Origin of the sequence: Streptomyces sp. NBC_00344 (assembly GCF_036088315.1) — a bacterium.
Taxonomy (GTDB): Bacteria; Actinomycetota; Actinomycetes; order Streptomycetales; family Streptomycetaceae; genus Streptomyces.
Genome location: NZ_CP107996.1, coordinates 3,908,943 through 3,935,941, shown reverse-complemented (window position 1 = coordinate 3,935,941; position 26,999 = coordinate 3,908,943). Strand labels below are relative to the sequence as shown.

22 protein-coding genes are annotated in these 26,999 nt (G+C 71.6%); 7 read left to right on the top strand and 15 right to left on the bottom strand.

What is annotated here, in order from left to right; translation table 11 throughout:
- The first annotated feature begins 41 nt into the window (after positions 1-41).
- Both OHS16_RS17795 and OHS16_RS17790 read left to right on the top strand, forming a co-directional pair.
- The gene (locus OHS16_RS17795; RefSeq protein WP_328538194.1) at positions 42-818 is read left to right on the top strand and encodes an ABC transporter ATP-binding protein; all 777 of its coding nucleotides are present in this window, start codon (positions 42-44) and stop codon (positions 816-818) included.
- Positions 815-2,482: a transporter gene (locus OHS16_RS17790; RefSeq protein ID WP_328538193.1), complete on the top strand. Its 1,668-nt coding sequence runs from the start codon at positions 815-817 to the stop codon at positions 2,480-2,482. Before OHS16_RS17795 ends, OHS16_RS17790 begins: the two co-directional genes overlap by 4 nt.
- 31 nt (positions 2,483-2,513) lie before the next feature.
- Here OHS16_RS17790 and OHS16_RS17785 read toward each other — a convergent pair whose 3' ends face one another.
- Positions 2,514-3,380, bottom strand: a complete 867-nt coding sequence (locus OHS16_RS17785) for an alpha/beta fold hydrolase (protein ID WP_328538192.1) — start codon at positions 3,378-3,380, stop codon at positions 2,514-2,516.
- Between the two features lie 553 nt (positions 3,381-3,933).
- On the bottom strand, positions 3,934-4,626 hold the full coding sequence (locus tag OHS16_RS17780) for a metal-dependent transcriptional regulator (RefSeq protein ID WP_328538191.1): 693 nt from the start codon (positions 4,624-4,626) through the stop codon (positions 3,934-3,936).
- Between the two features lie 126 nt (positions 4,627-4,752).
- On the opposite strand from OHS16_RS17780, the gene OHS16_RS17775 reads away from it, so the two are divergent.
- The 3 genes from OHS16_RS17775 to OHS16_RS17765 all read left to right on the top strand — a co-directional run bounded on the left by OHS16_RS17775 (position 4,753) and on the right by OHS16_RS17765 (position 6,539).
- Positions 4,753-5,523 carry an SIS domain-containing protein gene (locus OHS16_RS17775; RefSeq protein WP_328538190.1) on the top strand — a complete coding sequence of 257 codons (771 nt, stop codon included), beginning with the start codon at positions 4,753-4,755 and terminating at the stop codon, positions 5,521-5,523.
- A 70-nt stretch (positions 5,524-5,593) separates the two neighbouring features.
- Entirely contained in the window at positions 5,594-5,956 is a 363-nt protein-coding gene (locus tag OHS16_RS17770; protein WP_328538189.1) for a DUF1304 domain-containing protein, read from the top strand.
- A gap of 4 nt (positions 5,957-5,960) precedes the next feature.
- Entirely contained in the window at positions 5,961-6,539 is a 579-nt protein-coding gene (locus tag OHS16_RS17765) for a TetR/AcrR family transcriptional regulator (RefSeq protein ID WP_328538188.1), read from the top strand.
- 88 nt (positions 6,540-6,627) lie between these two features.
- Here OHS16_RS17765 and OHS16_RS17760 read toward each other — a convergent pair whose 3' ends face one another.
- Together OHS16_RS17760 and pdxH are read right to left on the bottom strand one after the other, a co-directional pair.
- Positions 6,628-8,046 carry a PAS domain-containing protein gene (locus OHS16_RS17760; RefSeq protein ID WP_328538187.1) on the bottom strand — a complete coding sequence of 473 codons (1,419 nt, stop codon included), beginning with the start codon at positions 8,044-8,046 and terminating at the stop codon, positions 6,628-6,630.
- Between the two features lie 516 nt (positions 8,047-8,562).
- Positions 8,563-9,186, bottom strand: a complete 624-nt coding sequence (gene pdxH, locus OHS16_RS17755; RefSeq protein ID WP_443042776.1) for a pyridoxamine 5'-phosphate oxidase — start codon at positions 9,184-9,186, stop codon at positions 8,563-8,565.
- A 250-nt stretch (positions 9,187-9,436) separates the two neighbouring features.
- On the opposite strand from pdxH, the gene OHS16_RS17750 reads away from it, so the two are divergent.
- Entirely contained in the window at positions 9,437-10,549 is a 1,113-nt protein-coding gene (locus OHS16_RS17750) for a citrate synthase 2 (protein ID WP_328538185.1), read from the top strand.
- An 83-nt stretch (positions 10,550-10,632) separates the two neighbouring features.
- On the opposite strand, the gene OHS16_RS17745 is transcribed toward OHS16_RS17750, so the two are convergent.
- The 9 genes from OHS16_RS17745 to OHS16_RS17705 all read right to left on the bottom strand — a co-directional run bounded on the left by OHS16_RS17745 (position 10,633) and on the right by OHS16_RS17705 (position 22,001).
- Positions 10,633-11,286 carry a TetR/AcrR family transcriptional regulator gene (locus tag OHS16_RS17745; RefSeq protein WP_328538184.1) on the bottom strand — a complete coding sequence of 218 codons (654 nt, stop codon included), beginning with the start codon at positions 11,284-11,286 and terminating at the stop codon, positions 10,633-10,635.
- Positions 11,274-12,014 carry an enoyl-CoA hydratase family protein gene (locus tag OHS16_RS17740; RefSeq protein WP_328538183.1) on the bottom strand — a complete coding sequence of 247 codons (741 nt, stop codon included), beginning with the start codon at positions 12,012-12,014 and terminating at the stop codon, positions 11,274-11,276. The genes OHS16_RS17745 and OHS16_RS17740 overlap by 13 nt, the downstream gene beginning before the upstream one ends.
- Entirely contained in the window at positions 12,011-13,606 is a 1,596-nt protein-coding gene (locus tag OHS16_RS17735) for a 4-coumarate--CoA ligase family protein (RefSeq protein ID WP_328538182.1), read from the bottom strand. Before OHS16_RS17735 ends, OHS16_RS17740 begins: the two co-directional genes overlap by 4 nt.
- 60 nt (positions 13,607-13,666) lie before the next feature.
- Positions 13,667-14,812 carry an acyl-CoA dehydrogenase family protein gene (locus tag OHS16_RS17730; RefSeq protein ID WP_443042775.1) on the bottom strand — a complete coding sequence of 382 codons (1,146 nt, stop codon included), beginning with the start codon at positions 14,810-14,812 and terminating at the stop codon, positions 13,667-13,669.
- 125 nt (positions 14,813-14,937) lie between these two features.
- Positions 14,938-16,851 carry an acetyl/propionyl/methylcrotonyl-CoA carboxylase subunit alpha gene (locus OHS16_RS17725; RefSeq protein WP_328538180.1) on the bottom strand — a complete coding sequence of 638 codons (1,914 nt, stop codon included), beginning with the start codon at positions 16,849-16,851 and terminating at the stop codon, positions 14,938-14,940.
- Positions 16,852-16,858: 7 nt separating this feature from the next.
- A complete protein-coding gene (locus OHS16_RS17720; protein ID WP_328538179.1) occupies positions 16,859-18,460 on the bottom strand; it encodes an acyl-CoA carboxylase subunit beta in 1,602 nt (533 codons plus the stop codon).
- Positions 18,457-20,148, bottom strand: coding sequence for an acyclic terpene utilization AtuA family protein (locus OHS16_RS17715; protein WP_328538178.1), 1,692 nt, complete (start codon positions 20,146-20,148; stop codon positions 18,457-18,459). Before OHS16_RS17715 ends, OHS16_RS17720 begins: the two co-directional genes overlap by 4 nt.
- Positions 20,148-21,017, bottom strand: coding sequence for a TIGR03084 family metal-binding protein (locus tag OHS16_RS17710; protein ID WP_328538177.1), 870 nt, complete (start codon positions 21,015-21,017; stop codon positions 20,148-20,150). The genes OHS16_RS17715 and OHS16_RS17710 overlap by 1 nt, the downstream gene beginning before the upstream one ends.
- Before the next feature lie 204 nt (positions 21,018-21,221).
- Complete coding sequence (locus OHS16_RS17705) at positions 21,222-22,001, bottom strand: SDR family NAD(P)-dependent oxidoreductase (RefSeq protein ID WP_328540886.1); 780 nt, start codon at positions 21,999-22,001, stop codon at positions 21,222-21,224.
- 336 nt (positions 22,002-22,337) lie between these two features.
- On the opposite strand from OHS16_RS17705, the gene OHS16_RS17700 reads away from it, so the two are divergent.
- Positions 22,338-22,886 carry a hypothetical protein gene (locus tag OHS16_RS17700; protein ID WP_328538176.1) on the top strand — a complete coding sequence of 183 codons (549 nt, stop codon included), beginning with the start codon at positions 22,338-22,340 and terminating at the stop codon, positions 22,884-22,886.
- Positions 22,887-23,021: 135 nt separating this feature from the next.
- Here OHS16_RS17700 and OHS16_RS17695 read toward each other — a convergent pair whose 3' ends face one another.
- Positions 23,022-23,948, bottom strand: a complete 927-nt coding sequence (locus OHS16_RS17695; protein WP_328538175.1) for an EamA family transporter — start codon at positions 23,946-23,948, stop codon at positions 23,022-23,024.
- Between the two features lie 37 nt (positions 23,949-23,985).
- Positions 23,986-26,799, bottom strand: a complete 2,814-nt coding sequence (locus OHS16_RS17690; RefSeq protein WP_328538174.1) for an FAD-binding and (Fe-S)-binding domain-containing protein — start codon at positions 26,797-26,799, stop codon at positions 23,986-23,988.
- Positions 26,800-26,999 lie beyond the last annotated feature (200 nt).

Below are 26,999 nucleotides of genomic sequence, written 5' to 3'. Positions count from 1 at the left end.
AGGGTGTCCCCAAGAGCAGGGACTCCGAAGGGCGCCGCACCATGCCGGACCAGGCAGCCGTAAATGTAGAGGGACTGTGGAAGCGGTTCGGGGAACAGACCGCGGTCGCCGGGATCGACCTCGAACTGCCCGCAGGCCGGTTCATCGGTCTGGTCGGGCCGAACGGCGCGGGCAAGACGACCACCCTCTCCATGGTGACGGGGCTGCTCCGGCCCGACGGGGGCACGGTCCGGGTGGCCGGTCACGACGTCTGGCGGGACCCGGTCGCCGTCAAGTCCCGTATCGGGGTGCTGCCCGAGGGACTGCGGCTCTTCGAGCGGCTGTCCGGCCAGGAACTCCTCGCCTACAGCGGCCGGTTGCGGGGCCTGCCGGGCAGCGAGGTGGACAAGCGCGCGGCCCAGCTGCTCGAGGTACTGGATCTCGCGGCCTCCCAGCACAAACTCGTCGTCGACTACTCGACGGGTATGCGCAAGAAGATCGGTCTGGCCGCCGCACTGCTGCACAATCCCGAAGTGCTCTTCCTGGACGAGCCGTTCGAGGGCGTCGACCCGGTGTCCGCGCAGACCATCCGCAGCGTCCTGGAGCGCTACACCCGCTCCGGGGCGACGGTCGTCTTCTCCAGCCATGTGATGGAGCTGGTCGAGTCGCTGTGCGACTGGGTGGCCGTGATGGCGGCCGGCCGTATCCGCGCCCAGGGCCCGCTGGCGGACGTCCGGGGTTCCGCCCGGTCCCTGCAGGAGGCGTTCCTGGAGCTGGTGGGCGCCGGCCGCATAGATACCGGGGACAGCCTCGACTGGCTGGGTGGCGGTTCCCGATGACGACCGCCGTCCCGGACCCCACCGTGCCCGGCCCGCTCGAGCAGGGCCCGGCGGCCCGGGCGGCCACCGCGCCGGCCGCCGCTTCACTCACCCCGGTCCTCATCCGTCTGAAGCTCTCCCTGCTCCGCAACGGTCTGCGCCAGTCGTCCGGCCGCAAGGCCGCCTACATCGTTTCGATGGTCCTGGCACTGATCTTCGCCGCGCTGCTGCTGCTCGGACTGGTCCTGTTGCACGGCAACCCGCACGCCGGGGCGCCGGCCGCCGTCGTGCTCAGCGTCCTGGCGGTGGGCTGGGCCGCGATGCCGCTCTTCTTCCCCAGTGGCGACGAAACACTGGACCCGTCACGGCTGGTGATGCTTCCTCTGCGGCCCGAGCCTCTGGTGCGGGCGCTGCTGGTCGCCTCGCTCGTGGGCACCGGACCGCTGTTCACCCTCTGTCTGGTCCTCGGCTCGGCCATCGCCGTGGCGTCCGGCCCCGCCGCCGTCCTGGTGGCCGTCGTCGCCGTCCCGCTCGCCGTGCTGGTCTGTGTGGCACTGGCCAGGGCCGTGGCCGCCGCCAACGTCCGGCTGCTCACCTCGCGCAAGGGGCGCGACCTCGCCGTACTGAGCGGGCTGCTGATCGCGGTCGGTATCCAGGTCGTCAACTTCGGTGCCCAGCGGCTCGGCAGGGCGGGCGGCCTCGCGGCACTCGACCCGGCCGGGGACGTACTGCGCTGGCTGCCGCCCGCTTCGGCGATCGGCGCCGTGGACTCCGCGAGCCGGGGCTCGTACGGGCAGATGGCCGGCCAGCTGCTGATCGCCGGTGGCTGTCTGGCCCTGCTGCTCCGGGCCTGGCGGCGCACCCTGGTGCGGCTGATGACGTCACCGGACGGCTCGACGCTCGCGGCGGCAGTGCCCGGCCGCAGGGCGACGGCGTCCGGTATCCCGCGGTTCCTGCCCGGAGGCAGGACCGGCACGGTGATGCTGCGGACCCTGCGCTACATCTGGCGTGACCCCAAGACCAAGGCGGCCTGGATCACCTCGCTGGCGATCGGGCTGATCGTCCCGCTCTTCAACTCCCTTCAGGGCAGTGGCTCGGTCTACTTCTCGTGCTTCGCGGCCGGGATGCTCGGCATCCAGATGTACAACCAGTTCGGCCAGGACACCTCGGCGTTCTGGACGGTCGCGCAGACCATCTCGTCCGAGCGGGACGCCTACGCCGAACTCCGGGCCCGCGCCCTGGCGTTGCTGGTGATCACCCTGCCGTACACCGGCCTTGTCACGGTGGTCACCGCGGGCCTGCTGGACAACTGGACCGCGCTCCCCGAGGCCATGGGCCTGGCCTTCGCGCTGCTCGGGGCGATGCTCGGGACCGGTGCGGTGACCTCGGCGCGCTTTCCCTACTCCATCCCCCAGGAGAGTGCCCACAAGAACGTGGCGCCGGGTCAGGCGGGTCTCGCCTGGATCTCGATCTTCGGTGGGATGGTGTCCGCCGCGCTGCTCTGCGCCCCGGTGATCGCGCTGCTGATCACGCTGCATGTCACGGGAGAAGAGGGATGGCTCTGGACACTGCTCCCGCTGGGCACGGCGTACGGCGCGCTGGCGACATGGCTGGGCCTTCGGGTGGCGGCGCCGCAGGCGGCTGCCAGGCTGCCGGAGATCCTCACCGCGGTGAGCAAGGGCTGACGGCGGTCCGCTGCGCGGCCTTCCCGGACCGCTACCTCGCCACCACCGCGTCCAGGAAGGGCTCGATCGCCGCACGCCAGGCCTGGGGCTGGTCGTAGTGGACCAGGTGGGCCGCGTCCGCCACCTCCGCGTACTCCCCCCGGGGGAGCACCCGGACCATCTCCTGTGATTCCGCCCGGCCCAGCTCTCCGTCGAGTCCGCGGACCACCAGGGCAGGGCACTGCACCTGGGCGAGCTCTTCCCAGTGCGCGTCGAAGACCCAGGTCTCGCGTGACATCAGCATCTGCCGGCGGGAGAAGACCGGGCGCCAGCCGTCGGCCTGCTCGGCCATCACCTCGGCGTAGAACTCGCCGCGGGCCGGATTCGGGCGCTCCACCCAGGGGTCGTCCTCGCCGAACCACTTCCTCACATCGGCGAGTGTCGCGAAGGGGACGGGCCAGGACTTGAACCAGTCCTCCCACTCCCGCTGGGAGGCGATGCCCAGGGCGGAGGCGCGCATATCGCAGATGATCACGGCTCGCACCAGATCGGGGCGCTTCGCGGCGAGCTGCCAGGCGGTGAGCGCACCCATCGAGTGCCCGATGAGGGTGACCGGAGCCAGACCCAGCTGGACCACCGCAGCCTCGGCGTCGGCCACATAGGCCTCACGGGTGTACGGGCCGTCGGCCGGTTTGCCGCTCCGGCCGTGGCCCCGCTGGTCCAGGGCGACCGCACGGTGGCGCTCGGAGAGCCAGCGAGCGGTGGACGCCCAGTGCGAGGCGCGCCCCATCAGCCCATGGAGCAGTAAGACGCCTGGCGCGCGGTCGGACTCGTCCCCGCGCTCCTTGGGCGGGTCGGCGAACTCCCAGGCGGCGAGGCTCACGCCGTCGGATCCGGTCACGTCGATGCGCCGCACCATAGTTCTGGCACCCCCTTCATTCCCCCGGGTGGTCGGTCCCGCTCGTCCGGCAGGCCGTTCTCTGAGTCGAGTCACATCAGGCTATCGAACTCGTATTCGAAAACGTGGCTCTGCCGTTCAACACCCCACCTTCGAGTGACAACCGGCGACGGTTGAGGGTTGCTGGCGGGGGGAGATTTCCTGTGGGGGGACGGGCCACTCGGGGATGAGGGCCCGGCAAGCCGGCCTTGGGGGCTCGGGGCTCCGGGTCGGCACAGGGGAGGACAGGCCCCGGCGCTCCAAGGCGCCGGGGCCCTCCGCGTTCCGGATCGCGCACCGTGCGTACGACAGGCCCACTCGCCTGCTCCCTCCCCCAGCCGGACGGGCGGACCGGGCCGGCGCCGTCAGGTCATATGGGCCACCCTTGCACGGCTTGGGCACTGCCGGGGCCTTTACTCCCCATTGCACGGTCGGCTGCACGGTCGTCTGCACAGTCACCGCATACCGGCGGCTTCGGGACCGTTATCGACCGATTGCCGCCCGACTACTGCCGGCCGCCGCCGACCACCGCCGACTACTGCTTGGCGACGAACACGTGCGAGGCCACGTCGGAGTTGAGCTCCGCGGCCTCTCCGCCGCTCCCCACGAGCACCCCGCCCGACGACTCCGTCACACTCACCACCGAACCGGGCTGAACACCGGCACGCCGCAGCGTGTACATCAGCTGAGCGTCCGTCTGAATGGGCTCGCCGATCCGTCGCACGACCACGTTCTTGCCGTCCGCACCCGGGTCCAGGTCGCTCAGGCTCACCATGCCCTCGTTCAGGAAGGGATCCGCCTCGGCCTTCTCGCCAAGCTCCTCGAGCCCCGGGATCGGGTTGCCGTACGGCGACTCGGTGGGGTGCCTCAGCAGCTCGAGGACCCGCCGCTCCACCGCCTCACTCATCACGTGTTCCCAGCGGCACGCCTCGGCGTGCACCTGCTCCCACTCCAGACCGATCACATCGACGAGCAGACACTCGGCCAGCCGGTGCTTGCGCATGACACGCGTCGCCAGCCTGCGCCCTTCTTCGGTCAGCTCCAGGTGCCGGTCGCTGGCGACGGCCACCAGGCCGTCGCGCTCCATCCGTGCCACGGTCTGGCTGACCGTGGGGCCGCTCTGGTCGAGCCGCTCCGCGATCCGGGCACGCATGGGAACCACACCCTCTTCCTCCAGCTCGAGGATGGTGCGGAGGTACATCTCCGTAGTGTCGATCAGCCCGCTCATACGTGCCCCTATGTTCCGCTGCCGCTTGTGCCCCTGGCTCAATTCTGACGCATACCGCCGACAACCGGGCCGCCTGCGGTGAAGCGGTATTGACACTGCACTGGTCCAGACCGCACGGTGATCCGCATGAGCAGCGAGAGCAGCGTGAGCAGCAGGCTTGCCGGGGACTTCTTCGACGCCGCGATCGGTCTGCTGAGGCAGGTGCGGGACCAGGAGTCGGAAGGCGTCGCGGCAGCCGGAAGGGCCGTTGCGGACACCGTCGAGGCGGGCGGCAGGCTCTTCGCCTTCGGCGCCGGCCACTCCTCGCTCGCCGCCCAGGACGTGGTCTACCGTGCGGGCGGTCTGGCCCTGATGAACCTGCTCGCCGTTCCGGGCACGCTTGGCGTCGATGTCATGCCTGCCACGCTCGGATCCGCCCTGGAGCGGGTCGAGGGTCTCGCCGGTGCCGTGCTCGACTCCAGTCCCGCCCGGCGGGGCGATCTGCTGGTGATCATCTCGCTGTCGGGGCGCAACGCGCTCCCGGTGGAGATGGCGATGAACGCCCGCGCGCTTGGGCTCAAGGTGATCGGCGTGACGTCCGTGGCCTACACCAAGGAGACCAGGTCCCGTCATGTGTCGGGCACCTACCTGAAGGACCACTGCGACATCGTGCTCGACAGCCGTATCGCGGTGGGCGACGCGGAACTCAGCGCCGAAGGGGTCGACGCCCCCTTCGCCCCGGCATCGACCGTCGTCACCAGCGCCCTGATGCAGGCCATGATGGCCGCCGCCGCCGGTGAGCTGGCCGACCGCGGCATCGAGCCGCCGCTGCTGCGGTCCGGGAACGTCGACGGCGGTCACGAGTGGAACGGCCGCGTGATGACGGAGTACCGCGACCGGATCTTCTACCGGCACTGACCCCTGCCCCCCACCCCCGCCGACTTCCCGTACAGTTGTCCAGGAAGTCGGGCGGCGAAGGGGAATCGGCATGCATACGGCAGCTCAGCTACTGGTGGCGCTGATCGCACTGGTGCACGTGTATTTCCTGGTGCTGGAGATGTTCCTCTGGGACACCGACCGGGGGCGGAAGGTCTTCGCCACCACCCCGGAGTTCTCCCGGGAGAGCGCCCCGCTCGCGGCGAATCAGGGCCTCTACAACGGCTTTCTCGCGGCCGGACTCGTCTGGTCACTGCTCGCCGGAGACCCCGTTGCCTTCCAGGCCCGCATCTTCTTCCTCAGCTGTGTGATCGTGGCCGGGGTGTACGGCGCCGCCACCGTGAACCGGCGCATCCTGGCCGTCCAGGCCCTGCCCGCGGCGGTCGCGCTCGCCGTCGTGCTCCCGGCCGGGTGACCCGGTGAGCTCAACGAGGCCGCCGAGCAAGGACCCCCGCGGCGTCCGCACCAGGGCCCGCCTCCGCGAGGCGCTGCTCGATGCCTGCGAGGAGCAGCCGCTGGAGCAGGTCAGCGCATCCGAGGTGGTCCGCCGCGCTGGTGTCGGCCGGGCCACCTTCTATCTGCACTACGACGACCTGCACGCACTCGCCCTGGACGCCTGCGCCGCGCCGGCCCGCGACGCGGTGGAGGCCCTGCACACCTGGGACACCCTGCCGCCGGAGCCGGGATCACCACCCGCCGCGCTGCTCGGCCTGCTGGAGTCGGTGTACGGCCGGGCCGGGGTCTACCGCAGCCTGCTGCGGCCCGGCGGTGGCGGTCCGCTCGGCGAACTGCTGCACACCGAACTCATGGAGCGCAGCCTCCACGAACGCCGGCTTCGCCGCGACGGCGGCGAGGCCGACGTACGTATCGCCTGCGCCGTGGCCGCGGCCTTCACCGCGCTGCTGGCCGACTGGGTGCACGACCGGGTTCCCGGCACCCCGGCCGAGCTGGCCGGCCACATCTGGCGACTGCTGGTGGCACTGCACATGACGGCCTGAGGACCTCCGGAATGCCCGCGGCACGCGGGTGAACGCCCCGGGGTCCGCCGGGTGGCGCGCGCCCCGGGCCGGCCGGCGACCGCCCGCGTCAGGGCGTATCGCCCTTGAGCGTCTGCGCCAGATCGACCGCCGACGCCACCCGGATCCCGACGCTCTCCGCGTACACCGCGTCCGGCCGTTCGAAGGCGGTGCGGCTCGCTCCCCGCAGGAACGTCACCACTCCGAGCGTCCGCCCCCGGCTGCGCAGCACCGTGCACAGAGCGTGCACGGTGTCCGCGGGCCACTGCCGGTCCTTCGCCCACCCGGCGGCATCGGGCCCCGCTGCCGCCGGCGCACTGGCACGGACCGCTCCGATGCGTTCCACCGCCTGGAGGGCCGGATGCCCCATCGGATAGCGCACCGGCATGGACGCCCCGGAGACCGGAAGACACGGCCCCGGCGCTCCGCCCGAGGGTGTCGCCGCCGCCCGCACGAGACGCCCACCGGAGTCGCCGGTCGCGATGTCCATCAGCGCGTGGTCGGCGAAACCCGCGAGCGCGTAGTCCAGATACGCCGTCGCCGCCTCCATCGGGTCCTCGCACTCGGCTGCCGCGTGCGACGCGCGGTGCAGCTGGTTGCCGCGGAACCGCAGCCGGCTCGCCTCCTGCTCGGCCAGTTTGGCCTCGGTGATGTCGCGGAACAGCCAGCCGACCCCGAGCGGCACCGGTTCCTCGGCGAGCGGCGACGCGAGCCGCAGAAAGCCGCTGCGCCAGCAGCGCCGCCGCTCACCCTCCGCGGTGCGCAGCGTCACCCACAGCTCTGCGGGCGCGGGCAGCGCCCCCTCGGCCAGCACATGCTGCAGCGTGCCCTCCAGCTCGTCGACGCCCTGCACGATCAGATCGCCCAGCGGACGCCCGAGCAGAGTGGTGCGACCGGCACTGAGCGCACGCGCCGCGTGGGCGTTGACCACGGTCGGCCGCAGATCGGCGTCGACCAGCACCACACCCCAGGACGCGTCGTCGAACATGGCCTCGCTGAGCGCTATCGCCCGCTCCAGATCGATCTGCGCGTGGACCTCGCTGAACGCGCAGTACACCCCCGCGGGCGTCCCGTCGGAGCCGCGCACCCCGGAGGACTGGGTCCGCACCAGCACCCGTCCGCCGTCCTTGCGCAGCAGCGCGAACTCGTGGACCTGCCGCCCGGGGGCCCCCATCGCCGTCATCAGCCGGACCTGCACCTCGTCGGCGTCGGCGGTCCGCACCGCCCAGCCGGCGAAACCCTTCCGTCCGACGGCCTCGTCGGCTGACCAGCCGAGGATGCGCTCGGCCTCGCGGTTCCAATGGGTGATCACACCGTCCGCGTCGAACGCACAGAGCGCGGCGTCCATCCCGTCCAGCAGTGCGGCGAGCAGATCCGTGCCGGGGCCGCCGGACTCGGCACCGGTCTCCGGCTCAGGTCCGGTCCCCGGTCCGCGCTCCGGCTCATCGGGCGCCGGGGCGCTGGTCGCCTCGATCCGGGAAGCACTCACCTGGTACCCCCAACAGGACGTGTCCACTGCATGTACTGCGTGTACCGCTCTACGGATCATTCAACGCGAACGTGATGCGTCACACACCGGGTTCGGTGAAATCTTTGCGTCCCGATAATTCACTTGAGAGCCGCCGGGACCGTGCCTAGTGTGGGAACCACGCTGGAAAGGAGGTGTTCCGGAAGTGATTTCTTCTCGGACTTGCGAGGTGGCTGCGGGCTGACGGCCCGTCGTCGCACTCTGTGCAGTGCCGGCAGACCGCCGGCCGAATTCCCAAGCAGTCACCGACCCGCGGGCTCGCCGGTAAGTCCGGCCGGCTCCTCTCCGGAGGAACCAGAGCCCGCGGGTCTCTGCGTATCCCGGGGTTTCCGCGGCCCGGTCCCCGGCGGCCGACCGGAATTTACGCTTCATGTCCCCGGCGGCCGACCGGAATTTCCGCCTCCCGGTCCACCGGCGGTTCCGGCGCCGCCGGCAGCGGCACCCGGCGCATCGTCCGCGCGGCGCCACCGGCACACCTCAGGGACAGAGCCGCTCCACCCGCCACCCCTCCCCCTCGCTCACGAACCGCAGCCGGTCGTGCAGCCGGTTCTGATGCCCCTGCCAGAACTCCACCGTCTCCGGGACCACCCGGAAGCCGCCCCACTCCGGCGGTACCGGAACCTCGCTGCCCTCCGGGTAGCGGGCCGCCAGTTCCGCGTACCGTGCGGTCAGCTCGTCACGGGAGTCGATCACCGATGACTGTGCGCTGGCCCAGGCACCGAGCTGCGAGCCGTGCGGGCGGGTGCGGAAGTAGGTCGCGGTCTCCTCGCGGGCGATCCGGGACGCCCTGCCCGTGACGACGACCTGTCGGGCGATCTGATGCCAGGGGAAGAGCAGTGACACCGCGGGGTTCGCGGCGAGTTCGCGGCCCTTGCGGGAGCCGTAGTTGGTGAAGAAGACGAAGCCCCGGCGGTCGTACTGCTTCAGCAGGACCGTTCGGGAGGAGGGGCGGCCGTCCGGGGTGGCCGTCGCGGCCACCATGGCGTTCGGTTCGTGCAGACCGGCGGCCACCGCCTCCCCGAACCAGCGGGTGAACTGCTCCATCGGCCCGGAGGCGAGCTCCGACTCCGCGAGGTCGGTGGTGCGGTACTGCTCGCGCATCGCGGCAAGATCCAGATCAGGGTTCGGCACGGTGTCATCCTGCCGCAAAGGCGGCATGTGCCGGATGTCACGCTTCCCCGCGCCCGCCCGAGCCGCCAGACTCGGACCAGGCCGCTGTGGTCCCCGGACGATCTCCGTGAGGAGCGATGGGGTGACCACCCGTTGCGCGGGGCATGACCGGGATGACCGCACCACCGCACCCCCGTTCGAAGACTTCCAGCACGCCGAACGCTTGATGAGGAGCCGCCCGATGTCCGACCTTTCCTCCGCTTTTGTACCCGGACTCGAAGGAGTCGTCGCATTCGAGACGGAGATCGCAGAACCGGACAAGGAGGGCGGTGCGCTCCGGTACCGCGGTGTCGACATCGAAGATCTGGTCGGCCAGGTGTCCTTCGGGAACGTCTGGGGGCTGCTGGTCGACGGTGCGTTCAACCCCGGTCTGCCGCCCGCGGAACCGTTTCCCATCCCGGTCCACTCGGGTGACATCCGGGTCGACGTCCAGTCGGCGCTGGCGATGCTCGCCCCCGTCTGGGGACTGAAGCCGCTGCTCGACATCGACGAGAAGACCGCACGGGACAACCTGGCCCGGGCCGCCGTCATGGCGCTCTCGTACGTGGCGCAGTCGGCCCGCGGCCAGGGCAGCCCGATGGTCCCGCAGAGCGAGATCGACAAGGCCGAGTCGATCGTCGAGCGCTTCATGATCCGCTGGCGCGGCGAGCCCGACCCCAAGCACGTCAAGGCGGTCGACGCCTACTGGACATCGGCCGCCGAACACGGGATGAACGCGTCCACGTTCACCGCCCGGGTCATCGCTTCGACCGGCGCCGATGTGGCCGCGGCGCTGTCCGGGGCGGTGGGCGCCATGTCCGGTCCGCTGCACGGCGGAGCGCCTTCGCGGGTGCTCGGCATGATCGAAGAGATCGAGCGCACCGGCGACGCGACGGCGTACGTGAAACAGGCGCTGGACAAGGGCGAGCGGCTGATGGGCTTCGGCCACCGTGTCTACCGCGCCGAGGACCCCCGGGCGCGGGTGCTGCGGCGTACGGCCAGAGAACTCGGTGCGCCGCGCTTCGAGGTCGCGGAGGCGCTGGAGAAGGCGGCCCTGGACGAGCTGCACTCCCGCAGGCCGGACCGGGTCCTGGCGACGAATGTGGAGTTCTGGGCGGCGATCGTCCTCGACTTCGCCGAGGTGCCGGCCCACATGTTCACGTCGATGTTCACCTGCGCACGGACGGCGGGCTGGTCGGCGCACATCCTGGAGCAGAAGCGGACTGGGCGGCTGGTGCGGCCGTCCGCGCGGTACGTGGGCCCGGGATCGCGTGACCCCCGGGAGATCGAGGGGTTCGACGGCATCAGGGGCTGAGGAACCGGGGCGGTGGGGGCCGGTACGGCAGGGGCAGGGCGGGGCGTCTCCCGGCCGTGGCGGGCCGGGGTCCTCCGTTCGGATCAGGCCGGATCAGTGCGCGGTGCCGGGGCGCACGGGTCCGGCGGTCCGCCGGGGAGGCCCTGGCCCAGCGCCTGCTCCACCAGCACCCCCCACTGCGCCACCACCCGCTCGCGCCGCGCCCCGTCGTCGGTCAGCAGGTTGGCAAGACCCAGCCCCCGCGCCATGTCCAGCACACCCTGCACCGTCTCCCGCGCCCCGGGCACCGACTCGTCCGCACGCAGCAGTTCCACCGCGATGCGATGCGACTCGCGGCCCACCCGGGCCTCCAGTTCGGTGACCCGGGCGTGCAGCTGGGGCTCGTTGGACGCGGCGACCCACAGATGCAGGGCGGCACGGAAGAGCGGGCCGGTGTAGAGGTCGACCAGAGCCGCGACGACCGTGCCGCGGTCCTGCGGGGCAAGGGTGCGCAGTGCCGTCGACCGTTCCTCGGCGACATACTCCACTGCCGCGGTGAAGAGATCCTCGCGGGTGGGGAAGTGATGCTGCGCGGCGCCGCGCGAGACTCCGGCGCGTTCGGCGACGGCGGAGACCGTGGAGCCCGCCCAGCCGTGTTCGGCGAGGCAGGACACCGCGGCCTCCAGCAGGCGCTGCCGGGTGGCGCGGCTGCGGTCCTGTTTCGGGCCGCGGTCCGCGCCCCTGGTCACAGCACCCATGCGGGTTCCCGTCGTTCGAGGAAGGCCTGAACACCCTCGCGGGCCTGCGCCGAGGCGAAGAGGGCCGCGGAGCGGGCGATCAGATCCTCCGTTGTGCGGTCGAAGTTCTCCAGCACCGTAGCGGTGACCAGGGCCTTCGAAGCGGCCAGGCCCTGTGGGGAGGCACGGCGCAGTCCTTCGACGACAGGGGCGAGGCCCTCGTCCACGTCGTCGGCCGCCGCGGTGATGAGTCCGGTACGGGCCGCCTCGGCGGCGTCGAAGCGTTCGCCGGTCAGGTAGTAGCGGGCGGCCGCCCGCGGGTCCATCCGCGGGAGCAGCGGTATCGAGATGACGGCGGGGGCCAGGCCGAGCCGGGACTCGGTGAAGGCGAAGCTGGCGCCGGGGCCGGCCACGGCGATGTCGCAGCACCCGAGCAGGCCGAGGCCGCCGGCCCTGACGTGACCGGTGACCCGGGCGACGACCGGCTTCGGGTGCGCGACGACGGCCCGCATCAGGGCGACGAACGCCGCGGGGTCCGGCGGCCCCTTGAGGTCCGCGCCCGCGCAGAAGGTGTTCCCGGTGTGGGTGAGGACCACCGCCCGTACGGATTCACCGACCTCCGCGAGCGCCCCGCCGAGCTCGTCCACCAAGTGCGCCGACAGCGCGTTGCGGTTCTGCGGCGAGTCCAGTGTCAGGGTGGTGATCCCCCGGTCGTGCTCCGTGCGGACTGCCTGCCGTGCGAGCGTCACACGCCCTCCCTCTGCTGTTCGCGGTCCCTCAGTTCACGCCTGAGGATCTTGCCGGAGGCCGCTCGCGGCACCGCGCCGATGAATTCGGCCCTGCGGACCTTCTTGTACGGGGCGACCCGCTCCGCCACGAAGGCCATCACGTCCTCCTCGGTGAGGTACGCCGACGGCTGGAGGACGACGAACGCCTTCGGCACCTCGTTGCCGTCGGCGTCGTACACGCCGATGACCGCCGCGTCCGCGATGGACGGATGAGCGAGCAGCAGGGCCTCGAGTTCGGCGGGTGCCACCTGGAAGCCCTTGTACTTGATGAGTTCCTTGACCCGGTCGACGATGAACAGCCAGCCGTCCTCGTCCACCCGGCCGACGTCCCCGGTGTGCACCCAGCCGTCGGCGTCGATCATCGCGGCGGTCGCTTCCGGGCGGCCGAGGTAGCCCTTCATGACCTGCGGACCGCGGATGGCGACCTCCCCCTCCTCGCCGACGGCCGCGTCGGTCGCCGGGCCGCCTTCCGGACCGTCGAGGGAGAGGATGCGCATCTCGGTGCCGGGGAAGAGCTTTCCGACCGCTCCCGGGGGCGGGTTCTCGGCGTCGAGCGGGACCACATGCGTACCGGGGGACAGCTCGGTCATGCCGTAGGCCTGGCGCACCGGCGGCAGTCCGAGACGCGCCGAACAGGCTGCCGCAAGGCCGGCGTCCAGCGGCGCGGCCGCGCTGACGATGTAGGTCAGCGACGACAGGTCGTACTGCTCGACCGCCGGATGCTTGGCGAGGGCGAGCACGATCGGCGGGGCGACATAGAGCCCGTTGATGCGGTGCTTCTCGATGGCGGCGAGGAACTGCGGCAGGTCGAAGCGGGGCAGCACCACCACGGTCGCGCCGTACCGCAGCGGGGCGTTCATCAGCGCGGTGAGGCCGTAGATGTGGAAGAACGGGAGGACGGCGAGAATCCGCTCGCCGGGACCCATCTTCGCGAACGGATGCAGCTGGGCCAGATTGGTGGCGATGGAGCGGTGGGTGAGCATCACCCCCTTCGGCACACCGGTGGTGCCCGAGGAGTAGGGCAGCACGGCGATGTCGTCCGCGGGGTCGATCACGGGGTCGGGACAGACGGCGTCCGATGCGAGCATGCCGAGTATCGAACGGTGGCCCTGGGCCTGGTCGCAGACGAATATCTCCTCGATGCCGCCGACCAGTTCGGCGGCCCGCCTGGCCACATCGAGCAGCGGTGAGACGGTGACGATCCACCGTGCGGAGGAGTCCCTGAGCTGTTTGGCGAACTCCTCCGCGGTGGACAGCGGGTGCACGGTGGTGACCGTGGCTCCCGCGCGGGTGGCCCCGTAGAAGACGGCGGGATAGGCGATGGTGTTCGGGCTGTGCAGCGCGAGGACATCACCCTTGCCGACCCCGGCCGCGGCGAGCCCGGCGGCGATCCTGCGATGGAACAGGTCGAGCTGGGTGTAGGTGACGGTGGTGCCGTCCAGCGCGTCGATCAGCGCCGGGGTGTCGCCGTACTCCTGTGCCCGCCCGAGGACCGCCTCGTGGATGGGTTCGTCGAGGGCCGGGACATCCGCGTACTCGCTGTGGAACACCATGACAGTCCTCTTCGGCTTCGAAGCGCTGAGTGTCGCTGTGGAGGGCCAGAATCGCCCCTGTCAGTACGACTTGGGGAGACCCAGGGACTGGTGGGAAACGAAGTTGAGAATCATCTCCCGGCTCACCGGCGCGATACGGGACACCCGCGAAGCGGTGATCAGGGAGGCCAGCCCGTACTCACGGGTGAGGCCGTTGCCGCCGAGGGTGTGCACGGACTGGTCCACTGCCTTCACACAGGCCTCGGCCGCGGCGTACTTGGCCATGTTGGCGGCCTCGCCCGCCCCCATGTCGTCGCCCGCGTCGTAGAGGGCCGCCGCCTTCTGCATCATCAGCCTGGCCAGTTCCAGCTCGATGTAGGACTGGGCCAGGGGGTGCGCGAGGGCCTGGTGGGAGCCGATGGGCTCCTTCCACACCTGCCGGGTCTTCGCGTAGTCGACGGCCTTCGCCAGCGCGTACCGGCCCATGCCGATCGCGAACGCCGCGGTCATGATGCGTTCGGGGTTGAGCCCGGCGAAGAGCTGGAGCAGGCCGGCGTCCTCGTCGCCGATCAGGGCGTCGGCCGGCAGCCGTACATCGTCCAGGACCAGCTCGAACTGCTTTTCCGGGGCCTGGAGTTCCATGTCGATCCGGTTGCGCACGAAACCGGGGGTGTCGCGTGGCACCAGGAAGAGGCAGGGCTTGAGCCGCCCGGTCCGCGCGTCCTCGGTCCGGCCGACGATCAGGGTCGCGTCGGCGATGTCCACCCCCGAGACAAAGACCTTCCGGCCGGTGAGCAGCCAGTCGTCGCCGTCACGCCGGGCGGTGGTGGTGATGCGGTGGGAGTTGGATCCCGCGTCCGGCTCGGTGATGCCGAAGGCCAGGGTGAGCGTGCCGTCCGCGAGGCCGGGGAGCCAGCGCTGTTTCTGTGCCTCGGTACCGAAGCGGGCGATGACCGTGCCGCAGATGGCAGGCGAGACGATCATCATCAACGGCGGACACCCTGCCGTACCCAACTCCTCCAGCACGATGGACAGTTCGGCTATTCCGCCGCCACCTCCGCCGTACTCCTCGGGGAGACTGACGCCGAGATAGCCGAGCTTGGCGGCGTCCGCCCAGAGCGCCTGACGGTCGTAGTCGCGGTGGGTGGCGCCGGCATGACGCCTGCCGAGTGCGCCGACGGCGGCGCGCAGTGCCTGGTGCTCATCTGTTTCGAGGACGGTGCTCATGGCGTGGCTCATACGGGCTGTTCCTCCTGTACGTCCTGCACGGCTTCGGATTGCATGGCTTCGGCTTGCGCGGGTCCGTCCTGCACGTCATCGGATCGCACGGGCTCTGCGTACGCGGGTTCTGCTTACGCGGGCTCGTCCTGCTTCTCGTCGTCCCGCTCCGCGTCGTCCCGCACGACGGCGAGCAGTGCACCGACCTCGACCTGCCGGCCGGGGGCGGCGTGCAGTGCGGTGAGGGTGCCCGAGGCGGGAGCGGTGATCCGGTGCTCCATCTTCATGGCCTCCAGCCAGATCAGCGGCGTGCCCGCTTCGACATGGCCGCCCACCGCGATCCCCGCGACCCTCACCACCGTTCCCGGCATGGGGGCGAGCAGCGATCCGGGCACGGTGCGGGTGGCGGGGTCGGGGAAGCGGGGCAGCCGGGTGAGCGTGTGCCGGCCGACATGGACCCGGTCGCCGGCCACCTCGACGTCGAAGTGGCGGAGCACGCCACCGTCCTCGAGTCCGACCCGGCCCGGCGCCGCGGAGTGCAGCCGGACGCCGGGGAAGTCGTCGGCGACGAGCCCGCCACGGGTGAGGCGGTAGCGGATCTCGTACTCGGCGCCGTCCGGCTCCGAGCGGTAGCGCTTCACCTGCGGCTGCGACGGTAGGTTGCGCCAGCCGCCGATCCGCGCCCCCGCCGCGTCGGCGAGCGCCGCCGCGAGGGCGGCGAGCGGTTCGGGGTCCGGGACGGTGAGGTCCGCCAGATGACGGTCGTAGAAACCGGTGTCGATCCGGGCCGCCGCGAAGTCCGGGTGGCGCAGTGACCGTACGAGCAGATCCCGGTTGGTGGCCGGGCCGTGGATACGGGCCCGGCTCAGCGCATGGGCGAGCTTGCGGACGGCCTCGGTACGGGTGGGGGCGTGGGCGACGGCCTTGGCGAGCATCGGGTCGTAGTGCATCCCGACGCTGTCGCCGTCCGCGTAGCCGGAGTCGAGGCGCACTCCGGGTACACCGAGCCGGTGCAGTACGCCGGTCTGCGGCGCCCAGTCCCGGGCCGGGTTCTCCGCGTACAGCCGGGCCTCGACGGCATGGCCGTGCGGCTCGGGTGCGGCGGCCGGGAGCGGTTCCCCCTGCGCGGTCCGGATCTGCAGCGCGACCAGGTCGACACCGAACACCGCCTCGGTCACCGGGTGTTCCACCTGGAGGCGGGTGTTCATCTCCAGGAAGTACGCGTGCTCGCCGTCCTCGGTGACCAGGAACTCCACCGTGCCCGCGCCGCGGTAGTCCACCGCACGCGCCGCGACGACGGCCGCTTCGGCCAGGGTCCGGCGAAGGGCATCGGACAGACCGGGAGCGGGGGCCTCCTCGATGACCTTCTGGTGCCTGCGCTGGAGCGAGCAGTCACGAGTGCCCAGCGCCCATACGGTGCCGTGCGCGTCCGCCATGATCTGCACCTCGACATGCCGGCCGCGCTCCACGTACGGCTCAGCGAAGACCTCACCGTCACCGAAGGCGGCCCGCGCCTCGGCGACCGCCGCCTCCAGCTCGCCCTCCAGGGCGCCCAGCTCACGGACCACCCGCATGCCGCGGCCGCCTCCGCCGGATGCGGCCTTGAGCAGCAGCGGCAGATCATCCGCGGTCACGATCGCGAGGCCGACGGGAGCCAGCAGCGGTACTCCCGCGTCGGCCATGAGCTTCTTGGCGCGCGTCTTGGAAGCCATCGCCTCGATGGCATCGGCGGACGGCCCGATCCAGGTCAGCCCCGCCCCGGTGACCGCCCGGGCGAAGTCCGCGTTCTCCGAGAGGAAGCCATAGCCGGGGTGGACGGCGTCGGCGCCCGCCGTACGGGCGGCGGCGACGATGAGATCGCCCCGCAGATAGGTGTCGGCCGGGGCGCTGCCCGGCAGCCGCACCGCGCGGTCCGCCTCCCGTACGTGCAGCGCTCCGGCATCCGCGTCCGAGTACACGGCGACGGTGCTGATGCCCAGCTCGCGGCAGGTGCGGAAGATGCGGCAGGCGATCTCGCCACGGTTGGCGACAAGGAGTGTGTCGGTCATCTGCGCCTCACATCCGGAAGATGCCGAAGCCGCCGCGGGCGCCCTCGACCGGTGCGTTGTGGATGGCGGACAGGCACAGCCCGAGGACCGTCCTGGTGTCGCGTGGGTCGATGACCCCGTCGTCGTACAGCCGCCCGGAAAGGAACATCGGCAGGGATTCCGCCTCGATCTGCTGCTCCACCATGGCGCGCAGCGCCGCGTCGGACTCGTCGTCGTACGGCTGCCCCTTGGCCTGCGCCGAGGCACGCGCGACGATCGAGAGGACCCCGGCGAGCTGTTGCGGCCCCATCACCGCCGATTTGGCGCTGGGCCAGGCGAAGAGGAAACGCGGGTCGTAGGCGCGGCCGCACATGCCGTAGTGACCCGCCCCGTAGGAGGCTCCCATCAGCACCGAGAGGTGCGGGACCTTCGAGTTGGACACCGCGTTGATCATCATCGCGCCGTGTTTGATGATGCCGCCCTGTTCGTACTCCTTGCCGACCATGTAGCCGGTGGTGTTGTGCAGGAAGAGCAGCGGGATGTCCCGCTGGTTGGCCAGCTGGATGAACTGGGCGGCCTTCTGGGACTCCGCGGAGAAGAGCACACCCTGGGCGTTGGCGAGGATGCCGACGGGGTATCCGTGCAGTTCGGCCCAGCCGGTGACCAGGCTCGGCCCGTACAGCGGCTTGAACTCGTCGAAGTCGGACGCGTCGGTGATCCTGGCGATCACCTCACGGGGATCGAACGGAGTCTTCAGATCGTCCGGCACGATGCCGAGCAGTTCCTCCTCGTCGTACTTCGGGGGAGCCACCGGCCCCGCAGGACCCGGCCGCGCCTTGCGCCAGTTGAGGCGGGCGACGACCCTGCGGGCCCGGCGCAGCGCGTCCGGCTCGTCGTGGGCGAAGTAGTCCGCGAGACCGGAGACCCGTGCGTGCATCTCGGCCCCGCCGAGCGACTCGTCGTCGGACTCCTCGCCGGTGGCCATCTTGACCAGCGGCGGACCGCCGAGGAAGACCTTGGAACGCTCCTTGATCATGATCACGTGGTCGGACATGCCCGGCACATAGGCGCCGCCCGCCGTGGAGTTGCCGAAGACGACGGCGACGGTGGGGATACCGGCAGCGGAGAGCCGGGTGAGGTCGCGGAAGAGCGCGCCGCCCGGGATGAATATCTCCTTCTGCGAGGGCAGGTCCGCGCCACCGGACTCCACCAGACTGATGGTGGGCAGCCGGTTCGCGTACGCGATCTCGTTGGCCCTGAGCGCCTTCTTGAGGGTCCAGGGGTTGCTGGCACCGCCGCGGACGGTGGGGTCGTTGGCGGTGATCAGGCACTCGACCCCCTCCACGGTGCCGATACCGGTGACCAGCGAGGCGCCCAGCGGGTAGTCGCTGCCCCAGGCGGCGAGCGGGGAGAGTTCGAGGAAGGGTGTGTCCTGGTCGATGAGCAGCTCGATGCGCTCACGGGCCAGCAGCTTTCCGCGCTTGTGGTGGCGGGTGACGTATTTCTCGCCGCCACCGGCGAGGGCCCTGGTGTGCTCGGCGTCCAGCGCGGTCAGCTTGGCGAGCATCGCCTCGCGATGGTCGGTGTGTTCGGCGGACGCGGGGTCCAGCGCGGTGGGCAGCGTGGTCATCGGTTCACCTGCTTCTGCCCCGCCAACAGGGCTTCCGGTATGTCCAGTTCACGGGAGCGCAGCCACTCCCCCAGGGCCTTGGCCTGCGGGTCGAACCGGGCCTGCGCGGCCACGCCTTCGCCCAGCAGTCCCTCGACGACGAAGTTCAGCGCCCGCAGGTTCGGCAGTACGTGCCGGGTCACCGTCAACCCGGCTGTCTCGGGCAGCAGTTCGTGGAAGCGACGCACCGTCAGCGTGTGCGCGAGCCACCGCCACGCCTCGTCCGACCGCGTCCATACCCCCACGTTGGCGTCCCCTCCCTTGTCCCCGCTGCGCGCCCCGGCGACCCGGCCGAGCGCGGCCCGGCGGACCGGCGCGCCGGAAGGCGGTGGGGGAAGGTCTGGTCCGGCCGGCTGCTCCAGCGGCCGGGTCCGCGCGGCCGACGGCACGGCCACCCTTTCGCCGCCCGGCAGTACGGCCACGTGTTCCACATCGGCCCGGTCGACGAACACCGCGTCGAAGACCCCGTAGGGCGCCCCCTTCCCGGGCGGGGCCGTCACATGGAAGCCGGGATAGCTGCCGAGCGCCAGCTCGATCGCCGCGCCGCTCACCACCCGCCCGACCGCCTCCGCGTCCGGGTCCCGCACCACCAGCCTCAGCAGTGCGCTCGCGCACTCCTCGGTGGGGGCGTCGGCCCGGTCGGTCCTGGCCAGTTCCCATCTCACGTGTGCGGGCCGTCCCGCGGTGAACGCCTCCTCGACCTGCGTCCGGACGAGCTCCGCCTTCGCCTCGATGTCGAGTCCGGTCAGCACGAACACGACCTCGTTGCGCCATCCTCCGACCCTGGTCACCCCGGCTTTGAGCGTGGGCGGCGGCGCCTCACCGCGCACGCCGGATATCCGCACCCGGTCGGGGCCTGCCTGCTCCAGCCGTACGGTGTCGAGCCGCGCCGTGACGTCGGGGCCCGCGTACCGGGCGCCGGCCGTCTCGTACAGCAACTGCGCGGTGACGGTGCCCAGGTCGACCACGCCCCCGGTACCCGCGTGCTTCGTGATGACGCACGAACCGTCGGCGTCGATCTCGGCGAGCGGGAATCCGGGACGGCGGACATCGTGTTCACCGAAGAAGGAGTAGTTGCCACCGGTCGCCTGGGTGCCGCACTCCAGTACGTGCCCGGCGACCACCGCGCCGGCCAGCTGGTCCAGATCCTCTTCGCCCCACCCGAAGTGCCAGGCCGCGGGCCCGGTGACCAGGGCCGCGTCGGTGACCCGGCCGGTCACCACCACATCGGCCCCCGAACGCAGGCACTCGGCGATACCGGCCCCGCCCAGATAGGCGTTGGCGGTCAGCGCCCCGCCGGGCAGCGGGAGCGCGTCGCCCTCCACATGGGCGATCCGCACCGGGACCCCCACCTTGTCGCTCAACTCACCTATCGCCGCGGCGAGTCCTGCCGGGTTGAGCCCGCCCGCATTGGTGACGATGCGTACCCCGCGGTCCTTGGCCTCGCCGAGGTTCTCCTCCAGCTGACGCAGAAACGTCCTGGCGTAGCCGAGCCCGGGGTTCTTCAGCCGGTCGCGGCCCAGGATGAGCATGGTCAGCTCGGCCAGGTAGTCGCCGGTGAGCACATCGAGCGGCCCGCCGGTGAGCATCTCCCTCATCGCGTCGAACCGGTCCCCGTAGAAACCGGACGCGTTCCCGATACGCAGCATCACGCGTCGCCGTGCGAGCCGTCGGGATCATCCGGGACCGCGGGGTCCTCCGGGGTCACCTGGGCTGCTGAGGCGCCCGGGGGTTCCGCCTTCGGCGTGCGCCCCGCGCCCGGCGGCCCCGCGAAGGCCTGGGCGATGCCGAGCCACCGGTCGGCATCGAGGCCCTCGGCATCCAGTGCCAGGTCGTCCCGGTGCGCGCGCTGGGTCACCAGCAGGCAGAAGTCCAGGGCGGGCCCGGTCACCCGCTGCTCGGCGCCGGCCGGTCCGTACTCCCAGAGCGCACCGTCCGGCGCGGTCAGCTCGACCCGGAACTCCTCGCCGGGCGACGGGAGACCGTGAACCGAGTAGGCGAAGTCCCGGGCCCGCACCCCGATCCGTGCCACGTGCCGGAGCCGGGCGGTCGGCTCGCGCCGCACCCCCAGCGCGTCCGCGACGTCCTGACCGTGCGCCCAGGTCTCCATCAGCCGGCCGGTCGCCGTCGAAGCGACGCTCATCGGCGGGCCGTACCACGGGAACCGCGCCCCGGGCGGGGCGGCCCGCAGCGCTCCCTCAAGCGCCTCCCGGCCGGCGCGCCAGCGGTCGAGCAGTTCCGGTACCGGCAGCCCGGCTCCCGCCTCCGCGCCCTCGTCGACAAAGGTGTCGGGGGTCGCCAGCGCCTTCCCGACCTCACCGGCGAACGCCTCGGGATCGGTGACGGCAAGCAGCGACGCACGGTCCGTCCAGGCGAGATGCGCGATCTGATGCGCGACGGTCCAGCCGGGGGCCGGGGTGGGCCGCGCCCACCCCGCCTCGCTCAACCCGCCGACCATCAGGTCGAGTTCATCGCCTTCGCTGCGCAGATCGTCGAGCACAGCAGCTGCATCGGACACGGGCGCTCCCTCCGGGACACGGCTTCGTGCCCCGGAGCATGGCAGCGTCCAGAGAAACAATCAAGCATGCTTGTATCTTTTTCTCGCCCTTCACGGGAGGGCGGGCACCGGAACGAGAAGCTCCCGCCGCGCGCCCCGGGCAGCCGCAAGCCGATGCACTGTGCCGTCCCCGCGCGCCTCCTGGTTGCGGAACCCGTTGGGGAGTCACCAGGTGGGGATGAAACCACCGTCCACCGTGACGTTGCTGCCGATCACGTTCGGCGCGCGGTCGCCGGCCAGAAAGAGCACCAGCTCCGCGACCTCGGAGGGGTGCGAGAACCGCCCGGTGACGGTCGCACCGGCGGCCTTCGCCGCCACCTCCTCGGGGGTGAGCTCCGACGCGGCGGACACCGTCGCGGCCACGCCGCCCCCGCCGAGCCACAGTTCGGTCTCCACCGGCCCGGGACTGACCGAGTTGATCCGTACGCCCTGCGGTCCGAACTCCTTGGACAGTGCTTTGGAGAAATTGACCAGAGCCGCCTTGGCCGCGCTGTAGTCGACAACGAGCGGATCGGGCAGTGTCGCGTTCACCGACCCGATCGTGATGACGCAGCCCCGCCCCGCCTCGACCATCCGGGGCAGGACGGCGCGCGTCACGGCCACCGGGACGAACAGGTTCAGCTCCATCGTCCGGCGCCACTGTTCCTCGGTGACACTGAGGAACCCGCCCGGGCGAGCCGGTGCGGAACCCACGTTGTTGACCAGGATGTCGATGCGCCCACCGGCGGCCGCGATCAATGCGGCGGGGCCTTCCGGCCGTGTGAGATCCACCGGCACCCAGCTGGCGTTCCCGTCGGCGACCAGGGCTTCGAGCCCCTCCGACGCGGTCCGCGACCCGGCGACGACGTGCGCCCCTGCCGCGGCGAGCGCCTGCGTCACGGCGAGGCCGATGCCTTTGCTCGCACCGGTCACCACTGCGGTGCGGCCCTGCAGCTCCTTGGTCATGAGATCCACCTCTGTGCTCATGGCGCCCGTCCCCGGAGGGCTGTGCGGCCTGTACGGTCCCGCTCCGTCGACGCGGCCGGGCAGAGCGCGCCCCCTGCACGCGCCCCCGGGGGATGTCGCACACGTGATCCTTCGCGTGACCCGGTCTACGCCATCCGGTCCCGGAATGCCCGGAATACGCCGGACGTTGCCCCCTTCTCACCCGGGCGGACGACTCCGGTCCGCCGAACCCGCACGGACCGTCCCGGCTCGCGCGGGCCGCGCGCCCGGGTGACGCTGCCGTAGGACGCGGATCGCCCACCGCGCGCCGCCCGATCCGGCCCCCGGAGGTCCGCCGTGCTCACCTCAGCCCCGCTCCGCCGCTCGGCTGTTGCCGTGGTTCTGTGCTGCGCACTGCTGGCCGGGGCCGGTGCCTGCGGCAGCGACAGCGCGTCGAGTGCGGGGTCCGCGTCAGCGGCGTCGCCGACCGGCACCGCCGAGAAGCAGAGGCTCGCCAAGACGCGCTTCGTCGCCAACGCGGGCCTCGCGGCCGGTGCGACCTACCAGTGGATCGTGAAGCCGTACAAGAAGGGCAAGTTCAAGAAGGGCGCGAACGGCAGGACCTTTACGGTGATCAAAGCGGGGCTGGCCGGCGCCTTCGCGTACAACAGGCTCAAGGCCGCACTGAAGAACGCCAAGGGGGACCCCCTGCTCTCCAGGGCGGTCGCGCCGCTCGCCGCCGGAGTGGAATCGCTCAAGAGCCTGCCGGGCAAGCTGCGCAAGGGCGACGGCGCTGCGGCGGGCACCTTCGACAAGGTGATCAACTCGGTGAAGGACGCGGGAAAGAGCGCGGGCGCGGAGGTCAGGAACAAGGTGCCGTCCAGCGGACAGCTGTCGGTGGGCTGACCCGGAGCGGACCGCGCCGGCGTCCCCTCCCGGGGCGCTGCCGCCGCCTCGCCCGCCCCGGTGCTCCCCGACCGCAGCTGGTCCGCCCTCGCCGGAGCACCGGAGGTGGCGTCCGAGCGGCCCCCGCCGCCCCGGCTACTTCCCCGAGACCTGCGTCCGTACGGCCCCCATGCTCGCCACGATGACGAGCGCGATCGCCAGCGCGTCGACGGCGGACAGGGCCTGGTGGAGTACGAGGAAACCGGCGGTCGCCGCGATCGCGGGCTCCAGGCTCATCAGTACGGCGAAGGTCGACGCGGGCAGCCGGCGCAGGGCGAGCAGTTCCAGCGTGTACGGGAGTACGGACGACAGCAGGGCGACGGCCGCGCCGAGACCGAGGGTGCTCGGCACCAGCAGCCGGGAGCCGGCGTCCGCGATACCCATCGGAAGGATCAGCAGTGCGCTGACCACCATCGCCAGCGCGAGACCGTCCGCACGCGGAAAGCGCGCCCCGGTCCTGGCGCTGAAGATGATGTAGGCAGCCCACATCCCGCCGGCGCCGAGCGCGAAGGCCACCCCCACCGGGTCGAGACCGCCGAAACCGCCGCCGCTGAGCAGCACCACACCGCACAGCGCGAGACCGGCCCAGAGCACGTTCACCAGACGGCGCGAGGCGATCACCGAGAGGGCCAGCGGGCCGAGGACCTCCAGGGTCACCGCGGCGCCCAGCGGGATACGGTCCACCGCCTGGTAGAAGAGGCCGTTCATCCCGCCCATGGCGACCCCGAAGACCAGGACGGTGCCCCAGTCGGCGCGGTTCAGCCCGCGCACCCGGGGCCGGCAGACGACGAGCAGCACCACGGCGGCGAACGCGAGGCGCAGCGAGACGACCCCCAGCGCCCCGGCCCGCGGCATCAGCAGGACCGCGACCGCCGCCCCGAACTGCACCGAGATCCCCCCGGACAGCACCAGGCCGAGCGGCCCCAGACGCGACCGCAGCCCGGGTGATGCGAGATCGGGGGCGGCCTCGGTCGTCCGGGCGGCGTCGAGTGTCCTGGCGTCGGCGGGGGCTATCGGATCCATGGCCTCCACAGTAAGGGGCCTGCGGCCGATTCCGCACTTACCCCGGGGGTTCCTCCAGGCCCTCCGCCAGCACCTCCGCCAGATGCCGGGCCTCGCGGCCCGCCAGCTGCTCCAGCTGAGTACGGCAGGAGAAGCCGTCGGCCAGTACCTCGGTCCCGGGTCCGGCCGCCCGGACCGACGGCAGCAGCTGTTCCTCGGCGCAGGCCACCGAGACGTCGTAGTGGCCGCGCTCGAAGCCGAAGTTCCCGGCCAGGCCGCAGCAGCCGCCGCTCAGCTCGCCGGTCAGCCCGGCCTTTTCGCGCAGCCTTCGCTCGGCCGCTTCGCCGAGCACCGCGTGCTGATGGCAGTGCGTCTGGCCGGCCACGGCACGGTCGATACGCGGCGGCTGCCAGTCGGGGGCGTACTCCTCCAGCGCCTGCGCGAAGGTCCGCACCGCGCCCGCGAGCCGGGCGGCACGCGGGTCGTCACCGAGCAGTTCGGGCAGATCGGTCTTGAGCGCCGCGGCGCAGCTCGGCTCGAGGACGACCACCGGCAGACCCGCGTCCAGCAGCGGTTCCACCCGGTCGAGGGTGCGGCGCATCACCTTGCGCGCCCGGTCGAGCTGCCCGGTCGACACATAGGTGAGCCCGCAGCACACCCCGGTGGGCGGCAGCGCGACACCGAGACCCGCCGACTCCATGACCCGCACGGCGGCCCGGCCGACCGAGGGCGAGAGGTGGTCGGTGAAGGTGTCGGGCCACAGCACGACCCGGGCGGGCGGCTGTACGCGCCTGCCGAACCAGCGGCGGAAGGTCTGCGGGGCGAGCGCCGGGATGGTCCGCTCGGGGGCGATCCCGGCGGCCCGTTTGGCGAGTGCGGCCAGCGGGCCGGTCCGGGCCAGCGCATTGGCGAGGCGCGCGTGCGGCGCGGCGGCGCGCAGCCAGCGCGGCAGCCCGCCCATGGCGTAGTGGGAAGCGGGGCGGAGCCTGCCCCGGTAGTGGTGATGCAGGAACTCCGCCTTGTAGGTGGCCATGTCGACGCCGACCGGGCAGTCGCTGCGGCAGCCCTTGCAGGAGAGGCAGAGATCGAGGGCGTCGCGTACCTCTTCCGAACGCCAGCCGCCGGTGACGATCTCACCCGCGAGCATTTCGTGCAGCAGCCGGGCGCGCCCCCGGGTGGAGTGCTGCTCGTCGCCGGTGGCGCGGAAGGACGGACACATCACATCGGCCCCCGATGCCGACTCCGTGCGGCACTTGGCGACGCCGACACAGCGGCGCACGGCGGCCGGGAAGTCACCGTTGTCGTGCGGGTATCCGAACTCCACGTCCACCGGCTTCTTCGGCAGCACCGCGAAGCGGAGGTTCTCGTCGATGCGGTGGGGCCTGGCGAGCATGCCGGGGTTCATACCGCCGGCCGGATCCCAGATGTCCTTGAACCGGCCGAAGAGGGCGACCAGTTCGTCCCCGTACATCGTCGGCAGCAGTTCGGCACGGGCCTGTCCGTCACCGTGTTCGCCGGAGAGCGAGCCGCCGTGCGCGACGACCAGGGCGGCCAGTTCCCCGGAGAAGGTACGGAAGCGCGCGATGCCGGGCCCGGTCAGCAGGTCGAAGTCGATGCGCACATGGATACAGCCGTCCCCGAAGTGCCCGTACGGGGTGCCGTGCAGGTCATGAGCGGCGAGCAGCGCCCGGAACTCGCGGAGATAGGCGCCCAGGCGGGCGGGCGGCACCGCGCAGTCCTCCCAGCCGGGCCATGCCTCGCCCCCGCTGTCCTGCATCCGGGTGGCGGTGCCGCTGGCGTCCTCACGGATCCGCCAGAGGGTGCGCTGCTGCGCCGGGTCGTCGATGACCACGGCGTCGAGTGCGCCCGCCGCCCGCACCAGCCGCTCCGCGTGCGAGCGGGCCTCGGCCGGGCTGCCGCCACCGGTCTCCACGAACAGCCAGGCCCCGCCGCGCGGCAGCCCGGCCGGCTCGCGCACCAGGTCGGCGGCCATCCCCTCGACGGTGAGCGGACCGTACGGCAGCAGTCCGGCCGCCGCGTCGGCCGCGTCCCCCTCGTGGGCGTAACCGAGCACGGCGAGCGCGCGGGCCCCGGGCGCCTCCACCAGCCGTACCGTCGCCTCGGTGAGCACCCCCAGGGTGCCCTCGCTGCCGCAGTGGGCGCGGGCCAGGTCCACACCGTTCTCGGGGAGCAGCGCGTCGACCGCGTAACCGGAGATACGGCGGGGCAGGCCCTCGGGGTAGCCGGTACGCAGCAGGGCGAGGTTGGCGTCCACCAGTTCGCGCAGCCCGGCCGGTGCTCCGCCCTCCCAGCCCTGGCCCAGGTGATGGACATCGCCCTGGTATCCGACCGTCGTCAGCCGGTGGACGTTGTCGGCGGTGGTGCCCCAGGCCACCGAGTGGGAGCCGCAGGAGTTGTTGCCGATCATGCCGCCGACGGTGCAGCGGTTGTGGGTGGAGGGGTCGGGGCCGAAGGTCAGTCCGTGCCTGCCGGCCGCGGCCCGCAGCTCGTCCAGGATCACCCCGGGCTGCACCACCGCGGTCCCGGCCTGCGGATCCAGCGCGAGAATCGACCGCATATGGCGGGTGAAGTCGAGGACGACCCCGGTCCCGGTGGCTTGTCCCGCGATGGACGTACCGCCACCGCGCGGCACCACAGGCACCCCGTGTTCCCGGCAGACGCCGAGTACCGCGGCGACGTCGTCGGCGTCTCTCGGCGCGACCACGCCGAGGGGGACCCGGCGGTAATTGGAGGCGTCCATCGTCATCAGCGCACGGGCGGTCGTCCCGAACCGGACATCTCCGCGCACCGTCTGACGCAGCGCCTCTTCCAGGCCCTTGTCGCTCTCTGTGCTGCCTCGCTGCTCACCCATGGTTCCAGCATGCCCCTGTGCAAAATATGTACCGGAGTCAACAAATTCCACACCCATAACTTCCCAAAGTGATCACCAACCCTCCTATAGTTGCCTGGCGTTGAGCAGAAACACGACGCTTGACGCAGGTCCGTTTTGCCGCACCCACCCCGGTTACGACCCCTCCTACCATCCCCCCTCCTGCCCCCATCCGTCCATGA

What these genes read in the sequence shown, in the direction of transcription:
- OHS16_RS17795 (WP_328538194.1), top strand. Translation starts at nt 42, where the DNA reads ATGCCGGACCAGGCAGCCGTAAATGTAGAGGGACTGTGGAAGCGGTTC.
- OHS16_RS17790 (WP_328538193.1), top strand. Translation starts at nt 815, where the DNA reads ATGACGACCGCCGTCCCGGACCCCACCGTGCCCGGCCCGCTCGAGCAG.
- OHS16_RS17785 (WP_328538192.1), bottom strand. Translation starts at nt 3,380, where the DNA reads ATGGTGCGGCGCATCGACGTGACCGGATCCGACGGCGTGAGCCTCGCC.
- OHS16_RS17780 (WP_328538191.1), bottom strand. Translation starts at nt 4,626, where the DNA reads ATGAGCGGGCTGATCGACACTACGGAGATGTACCTCCGCACCATCCTC.
- OHS16_RS17775 (WP_328538190.1), top strand. Translation starts at nt 4,753, where the DNA reads ATGAGCAGCGAGAGCAGCGTGAGCAGCAGGCTTGCCGGGGACTTCTTC.
- OHS16_RS17770 (WP_328538189.1), top strand. Translation starts at nt 5,594, where the DNA reads ATGCATACGGCAGCTCAGCTACTGGTGGCGCTGATCGCACTGGTGCAC.
- pdxH (WP_443042776.1), bottom strand. Translation starts at nt 9,186, where the DNA reads ATGCGCGAGCAGTACCGCACCACCGACCTCGCGGAGTCGGAGCTCGCC.
- OHS16_RS17750 (WP_328538185.1), top strand. Translation starts at nt 9,437, where the DNA reads ATGTCCGACCTTTCCTCCGCTTTTGTACCCGGACTCGAAGGAGTCGTC.
- OHS16_RS17745 (WP_328538184.1), bottom strand. Translation starts at nt 11,286, where the DNA reads ATGGGTGCTGTGACCAGGGGCGCGGACCGCGGCCCGAAACAGGACCGC.
- OHS16_RS17735 (WP_328538182.1), bottom strand. Translation starts at nt 13,606, where the DNA reads ATGGTGTTCCACAGCGAGTACGCGGATGTCCCGGCCCTCGACGAACCC.
- OHS16_RS17730 (WP_443042775.1), bottom strand. Translation starts at nt 14,812, where the DNA reads ATGAGCACCGTCCTCGAAACAGATGAGCACCAGGCACTGCGCGCCGCC.
- OHS16_RS17725 (WP_328538180.1), bottom strand. Translation starts at nt 16,851, where the DNA reads ATGACCGACACACTCCTTGTCGCCAACCGTGGCGAGATCGCCTGCCGC.
- OHS16_RS17720 (WP_328538179.1), bottom strand. Translation starts at nt 18,460, where the DNA reads ATGACCACGCTGCCCACCGCGCTGGACCCCGCGTCCGCCGAACACACC.
- OHS16_RS17715 (WP_328538178.1), bottom strand. Translation starts at nt 20,148, where the DNA reads ATGCTGCGTATCGGGAACGCGTCCGGTTTCTACGGGGACCGGTTCGAC.
- OHS16_RS17705 (WP_328540886.1), bottom strand. Translation starts at nt 22,001, where the DNA reads ATGACCAAGGAGCTGCAGGGCCGCACCGCAGTGGTGACCGGTGCGAGC.
- OHS16_RS17695 (WP_328538175.1), bottom strand. Translation starts at nt 23,948, where the DNA reads ATGGATCCGATAGCCCCCGCCGACGCCAGGACACTCGACGCCGCCCGG.
- OHS16_RS17690 (WP_328538174.1), bottom strand. Translation starts at nt 26,799, where the DNA reads ATGGGTGAGCAGCGAGGCAGCACAGAGAGCGACAAGGGCCTGGAAGAG.